The sequence below is a fragment of the Bacillus sp. 7884-1 genome, assembly GCF_002272245.1.
In the GTDB taxonomy this organism is placed as follows: domain Bacteria; phylum Bacillota; class Bacilli; order Bacillales; family Cytobacillaceae; genus Neobacillus.
Map to the genome: position 1 here is coordinate 1 of NZ_NPDD01000249.1, position 6,782 is coordinate 6,782.

Annotated in this window: 5 protein-coding genes and 1 riboswitch; of the genes, 4 read left to right on the top strand and 1 reads right to left on the bottom strand. The window is 38.5% G+C overall.

Going from position 1 to position 6,782, the window contains the following annotated elements; genetic code table 11:
• The 4 genes from CHI06_RS26580 to CHI06_RS30840 all read left to right on the top strand — a co-directional run.
• Positions 1 to 1,639, top strand: a 1,639-nt coding sequence (locus CHI06_RS26580) for a TIM-barrel domain-containing protein (protein WP_142301026.1), incomplete at its 5' end; no start/stop codon positions are given.
• Positions 1,640 to 1,667: 28 nt separating this feature from the next.
• On the top strand, positions 1,668 to 3,350 hold the full coding sequence (locus CHI06_RS26585) for a glycoside hydrolase family 13 protein (RefSeq protein WP_095251655.1): 1,683 nt from the start codon (positions 1,668 to 1,670) through the stop codon (positions 3,348 to 3,350).
• Between the two features lie 117 nt (positions 3,351 to 3,467).
• Complete coding sequence (locus CHI06_RS29500; RefSeq protein ID WP_142301027.1) at positions 3,468 to 3,674, top strand: hypothetical protein; 207 nt, start codon at positions 3,468 to 3,470, stop codon at positions 3,672 to 3,674.
• Positions 3,675 to 3,807: 133 nt separating this feature from the next.
• A complete protein-coding gene (locus CHI06_RS30840; protein WP_257009470.1) occupies positions 3,808 to 3,942 on the top strand; it encodes a hypothetical protein in 135 nt (44 codons plus the stop codon).
• A gap of 820 nt (positions 3,943 to 4,762) precedes the next feature.
• Here CHI06_RS30840 and CHI06_RS26590 read toward each other — a convergent pair.
• Positions 4,763 to 5,962, bottom strand: coding sequence for a phosphoglycerate dehydrogenase (locus CHI06_RS26590; protein ID WP_095251656.1), 1,200 nt, complete (start codon positions 5,960 to 5,962; stop codon positions 4,763 to 4,765).
• Between the two features lie 59 nt (positions 5,963 to 6,021).
• Positions 6,022 to 6,100, bottom strand: a riboswitch (ZMP/ZTP riboswitch).
• Positions 6,101 to 6,782 lie beyond the last annotated feature (682 nt).

The following is a 6,782-nucleotide window of genomic DNA, read 5'->3' on the forward strand; positions in this document are numbered from 1 at the left end:
AGAGTTCGATATGCAAAATAAAAGTGATGTGTTAACCATCATGGCTGAGGGCGGGCAGGTAAACACCTATATCATGCTGGCACAAGATGTGAAAGAGGCTGTTACGTTATATACAACCTTGACAGGGAAAACGCCTTTACCGCCAAAATGGTCGCTAGGTTATCATCAGTCAAGGTATAGCTACACCTCCGAGGATGAGGTAAAGGATATTGTCAAATCATTTAAGGATTATGAAATTCCATTAGATTGTGTCTTTTTAGATATTCATTATATGAATGGCTTTCGTGTCTTTACCTTTGATGAAGACAAGTTTCCACACTATAAGGAATTAATTAAGGAACTTACAGGCGAGAAGATTGATGTTGTTCCCATTGTTGACCCAGGGATAAAAAAGGACGAGGCCTATCCTGTTTATTATGAGGGAATGAAAAAAGGATATTTCAGTAAGTACTTGAGCGGCGAGGTTTATTATGGTGAAGTCTGGCCAGGTATCAGCGCTTTTCCGGATTTCTTCCATACTGAGGTTCAGGAATGGTGGGGTGAGCTTCATCGCTTCTATACCGACTTAGGGATTCGAGGAATTTGGAATGATATGAATGAGCCTTCTGTTTTCAATGAATCGAAAACCATGGACCTAGATGTCATTCATAACGCTGATGGAAAGGAAATTACCCATCGCGAGGGGCATAACTTGTATGGCTTATATATGAGTAAAGCCACATTTGAAGGGCTTCAAAAACTGTTAGGAAATGGCCGGCCATTTTCTCTGACAAGAGCAGGTTATGCAGGTGTTCAAAGGTATTCAGCTGTTTGGACGGGAGATAATCGAAGTCATTGGGAGCATCTGGAAATGTCATTGCCGATGATTATGAATCTTGGATTGTCTGGGGTAGCGTTTACTGGAGCAGATGTTGGCGGATTTTCATCGGATACCACTCCAGAATTACTCATACGGTGGACCCAGGTTGGTGCTTTCATGCCTTATTTCCGGAACCATAGTGTACAAGATTCTATTTATCAGGAACCTTGGGCGTTTGGGAAGGAAACATTAGCTTCGGTTAAAAAGTATATCGAGCTGCGGTATCGCTTTATGCCTTATCTGTATTCATTATTTCATGAGTCTGAAAAAACGGGACTTCCCATCGTTCGTCCATTAGTGATGGAATATCCAAATGACCCTGAAACCTTCCAATGCAGTGATGAGTTTTTACTAGGAAGCAAGCTTTTGATCGCACCCATTCTTCGTCCTGGTCAAAGCCATCGTTCCGTTTATTTGCCAGAGGGTATGTGGTATGACTTTTGGACGCATCAAAAGTATGAAGGCGGTAAGTATCATCTTATTTCAGCTGATTTAGATACATTGCCAATCTTTATTAAAGCCGGTACGATATTACCGTTAGGAACGGCTGTTAAAAATACAAAAGAAAAGCAAAAAATAGAGCTGCAAATCTATCATTCAGAAAATGGAATGACTGGGTTTCTATATGAAGATGATGGTTATTCCTATAATTACCGGAAGGATGAATTTAATTTACAAACCTTTAACATGGGGGAGGACCTGCAGCTTAGGACGGAACGAGAAGGCTCCTATTCAGAGGCCGCTCCGATTAAAAATATTGAAATCATTGGACTAGAATAAAATCGAGAGTAGAAGGTGAAGATGCAACATGAAGAAAGAGGCAAAAGACTGGTGGAAAAAAAGCGTTGTTTATCAAATCTATCCCAAAAGCTTTAACGATAGTAATGGGGATGGGATTGGTGACATTCAAGGCATCATTGAAAGGTTAGACTACCTAAAAACGCTTGGAGTGGATGTCATCTGGCTATCCCCCATTTATGACTCCCCTCAAGAAGATAATGGCTATGATATTCGAAACTATCAAACGATTTTTAACCAATATGGAACGATGGAAGATTTCGACCAATTATTAAATGAAATGCATCAAAGGGATATGAAGCTGGTCATGGACCTAGTAGTGAATCACACATCAGATGAGCATCAATGGTTTGTAGAATCGAAGATCAGCAAGGATAACCCTTATCGAGATTATTATATTTGGCGTGATGGGAAAGAGAACGGGGAACCGCCAACGAATTGGGGCTCTATTTTCAGTGGCTCTGCTTGGCAATATGATGAAGAAACAAAGCAGTATTATCTTCATTTATTTGCGACAAAGCAGCCAGATTTAAATTGGGAGAATCCAAAATTAAGATCAGACATTTATGACATGATGAAGTTTTGGTTAGATAAAGGCATCGACGGTTTCCGGATGGATGTGATAAACTTCATCTCTAAAGATCCTTCCTATCCAGATGGAATCGTTGCGGAAGGTCAGTTATACGGTGATAGCGGTCCATATTTTGTAAATGGGCCACGAATCCATGAGTTTTTAAAAGAAATGAACACAGAAGTTATTTCAAATTATAATGTTTTAACGGTAGGTGAAATGCCTGGGGCATCTCCTGAGGATGCGATGGTGTACACCGATCCAGAGAATAAAGAGTTAAATATGGTTTTTACCTTTGAACACATGAACTTCGATTGTGTCAATGGTGACAAGTGGAACTTAAAGCCAATTGATTTAGTTGAACTAAAAAAGAACTTTGAAAAATGGCAAACATCGCTGCATGAAATAGGTTGGAACAGTTTGTACTGGAACAACCATGATCAGCCGCGAATCGTATCCCGCTTTGGGAATGACCAGGAATATCGAGTAAAGTCTGCAAAAATGCTTGCAACCTGTCTTCATATGATGCAGGGAACACCCTACATCTATCAAGGTGAAGAAATCGGCATGACCAATGTGCACTTTGAAACACTTGAGGATTACCGGGATATTGAACTTTTGAATATGTATAAGGAAAAGTTGTCATTAGGATGGTCCCACGAAAGAATTATGGAAGCTATTTATACCAAGGGCAGAGATAATGCACGTACACCAATGCAATGGGATGAATCTGAAAATGGAGGATTTACCTCCGGTACACCTTGGATCAAAGTAAACCCTAAATATAAGGAAATAAATGCAAAGGCAGCGCTAGAAGATTCAAATTCAATTTATTACTACTATCAGCGTCTTATTCAGCTAAGAAAAGACGTGGATATCATTACTACTGGCAGGTTTGAATTAGTATTAGCAAATGATCCTAACATCTTTGCCTATAAAAGAATAGGAGAAAATGAAACACTCATAATCCTATGTAACTTTTCCGATCAAGTAGTTGGTGTTTCGAATGAAGGTATTATTGAATCAGTTAAGGATGCATCGATTGTTATTACGAATGATGAGGATAAGGATAGTAGTAGAAATGTGTTAAATCCTTATGAGGCAGTGGTATATTCACTTTAGGGGTATTATTGTTCAATATTGAGTGAATTACTACATGAATCTAGAAAAACATTATAACATGAGCCCGGCTGTCGCCGGGATTTTCTGCTATTTTATGGGTTTGCAAAAGGGTATGCTGTGAAAGGCACCGCATGTGATAAGAGTAGGATCGTCAGAAGAAGCCCGTCAGTAGTTCGTTTTTACCTCCACGTCTATTGTCATATGGCTAATCACATCCATCTTCAACTAGAAACCAATCAACATCATCCAAAAGAATTGGTGAAAATGCTTAATTCTAGATATGCAAGGGTAGCACAAGGGGACGGTTCTGCCGGCTTTTTCTGATTGGCCATGACCATTGGCTTGTTCTGGTGCCCATAAAATAAATAGTCCAAGCATTCTTTGCTTTTTGAAAATATAATAGGGGGTGTTGAATCGCTGAGTGTAAGATTGGAGATGAAAATATGGGGTTAAGGATATGGCAGAGGATGTTACGGGTATGGGTAAAGTTGCTTTTAAGACGTTAATGGACCTTGGGTGGACCTTGGGGACGGTTCCGATGGTCTTTATCTCTTCGGGGATCTTAGTAAGTAAGAATTCTAAGTTATGGTAACCGTCGCAAAATAGAACCGGGTGCCAGGTACCATCTAGAGAATTACCAGTTAGTATTATTCCGAAAGGTATTGGAGATATCTTGTTAATAGTGAAACAGATTTCGACTTCTTTTTCTTGTAATATTGATAAAGAAGCTTGTCTTTAAAGAAGTTAAGCCCGATTTTAATCAATCGATTGTGTAATAGGGAAGAAACAAGGTATTTGCCAAAGAATGCGGTTTTATGGGGAAAGTGATCATTTTAGGAGATTTTTCAAGATAATCATTCGATTCTCGTTTATTTCCCGACAAATATTTTGCCAGAATCAAGAGAGAAAGCTATTAATAACGGAGTTTCTATCACTTTTACACAAACGTTTGATTATGAGGCATTTTTGGAAGAACCCGTCGTTACTTGTAGAAGGCCATTTTTATTGGGGGTCTTTGAGATATTATAGAAGAAAGTAAACCATTTCCTCGACAAGAAATATTCTTGAAATGAGGATAGAGTTCGTTTTTCACAAGGGTTTGTGGGTCTTTTAATCAAACGTTTAGTTGAGAAGAATTAATTCGTTATTTTTCGAGATGCTCAAGAGATGGCTATATTATCAGCGGATATTTAGGTTTGAATGACAAAGAAGTAAAAAAATCAAATGAGCAACTGTCTTTCAAAAATGAACTTCCACCATTAATAGATGGAACTGATTTTGGTAGTGCAGCTTTAAGAGCTTTTTGAATAAACCGCGGTGAACCGTGTCATAAATAGAGGCACAAGAAATGGAGCCAGTATTGAAACTTGGCTCCATTTTCATGGAAACTTAACTTATTTCCTCTTTGTTTTTTAAATAATACGAGCGGTTACCATGCCAGAAATTTGTTTGATTCTTTCCTCTAATGTCGGAATAACATCACCATTCACTTTATTATCAATGTCAATCATCGTATATGCATATTCCCCTCGGCTTCTGTTAACCATATCGGCAATGTTTAAATGATAACTAGATATAGCGGATGTAATCTGTCCGACCATGTTTGGAACATTGTGGTGAAATGCCAATACTCGCTGCTTTCCTGTATAAGGAAGGTAAGTATTTGGGAAATTCACTGAGTTTTTGATGTTTCCTGTTTCTAAAAATTCCTTCACCTGACGAGCCGCCATTATTGCACAATTTTCCTCTGATTCTTGTGAAGAGGCACCTAGGTGCGGAATCGGAATTGTATTTTTCATTTTCAGCACATTTTCATTCGGGAAATCTGTAATATACTTCCCAACTATCCCACTTTCGAGAGCTGCTGCCATGTCTTTTTCATTCACAAGCTCACCACGTGAGAAGTTTAAAATATGAACACCCGGCTTCATTATGCTGAATGTTGCTTCGTTAAACATTTCTCTTGTATTCTCGGTAAAAGGTACGTGTACAGTAATATAATCAGATTCTGAGAACAACTGTTCAATTGTTATTGCTCGCTGTACATTGCGTGACAAATTCCAAGCCGTATCGACTGAGATAAACGGGTCAAACCCGATCACATCCATATCTAAATCAAGTGCATCATTCGCTACAAGGGCACCAATTGCTCCTAAACCAATGACACCTAACGTTTTTCCTTTGATTTCTTTTCCTACAAACTGTTTTTTTCCGGCTTCTACTAGCTTTGGAATTTGGTCACCTTCACTATCCAATGATTTTACCCAAGCAATACCGGCAAAAAGGTTGCGGGAAGAAGATATTAATGTAGTTAGCACCATTTCTTTTACGGCATTGGCATTCGCCCCAGGAGTATTAAATACAACGATACCTTGCTCTGTACATTTTTCTATCGGAATATTATTCACACCTGCTCCAGCTCTTGCGATTGCCTTCAAATTATTGCCAATTTCTACTGAGTGCATATTAAAGCTGCGAACAAGGATGGCATCCGGATTTTCACTGCCGTTGTCAATCTGAAAATTGCCCTTATTGAATACCTTTAGTCCAGTTTCTGCAATATTATTAAGTGTTTTGATAGATTTCACTTCTTCTAAAGTGATCGTGCTCATGATTTTCCTCCTAATTTTTTGCCTTAATAAACAGAAAGAGGTAAGGGATATATTTCCCTTACCTCTGCCCAGGCGAACGGCCACGACACCATGTGCTCCCTCGCGGTTATCCGCGTTTCGCCAGTTACACATGGTCTTTTTAATTTATTTTATATTATCATAATCAAATGGGAATCGCACGACTTTTTTCGTTTAATGGAGAATTCAAAAATTACATTGCCTGCTCATAATAGTGATGAAACCTCATTTTGATTCGTCACGTTGAACCTTACCATAAATAGAGGCACCCCAAAGGTTAATAATTGAAAAACATAATACTAGGTAATAGGAGTGAAAGTATTATAACTACCACTCCCAGTATTATCATCAGGGCATTCTTTTTCCATATCCTCAAATGTATGACAGCTAATCCTAAGAGAAACCCCGAGAGGGATTGGAGTTATCTAGTTAATAGTAAAACAGATTTCGACTTCTTTATCTTGTATTCTTGTTTAAGAAGCTTGTCTTTAAAGGAGTAAAGCCCGATTTAATCAATCGATTGTGTAATAGGGAAAAACTAGGTATTTGCCAAAGAATGTTGTTTTATGGAAAAAGTTCTCATTATAGGGGTTTTTTCAAGATAATCATTCATTTCTGGTTTATTTCCCGACAAATATTTTGCCAGAATTAAAGGAGAAAGCTTTTCATAACGGGGGTTATACCACTTTTACACAAACGTTTAATTAGTACGTCATTTTGGAAGAACCGGTCGTTACTTGTAGAAAGGGGTCCAGGGGGACGGTTCTTGTGGTCATCATCCTTATAAAATAAAAACCAGGAG

What these genes read in the sequence shown, in the direction of transcription:
- CHI06_RS30840 (WP_257009470.1), top strand. Translation starts at nt 3,808, where the DNA reads ATGGCAGAGGATGTTACGGGTATGGGTAAAGTTGCTTTTAAGACGTTA.
- CHI06_RS26585 (WP_095251655.1), top strand. Translation starts at nt 1,668, where the DNA reads ATGAAGAAAGAGGCAAAAGACTGGTGGAAAAAAAGCGTTGTTTATCAA.
- CHI06_RS26590 (WP_095251656.1), bottom strand. Translation starts at nt 5,962, where the DNA reads ATGAGCACGATCACTTTAGAAGAAGTGAAATCTATCAAAACACTTAAT.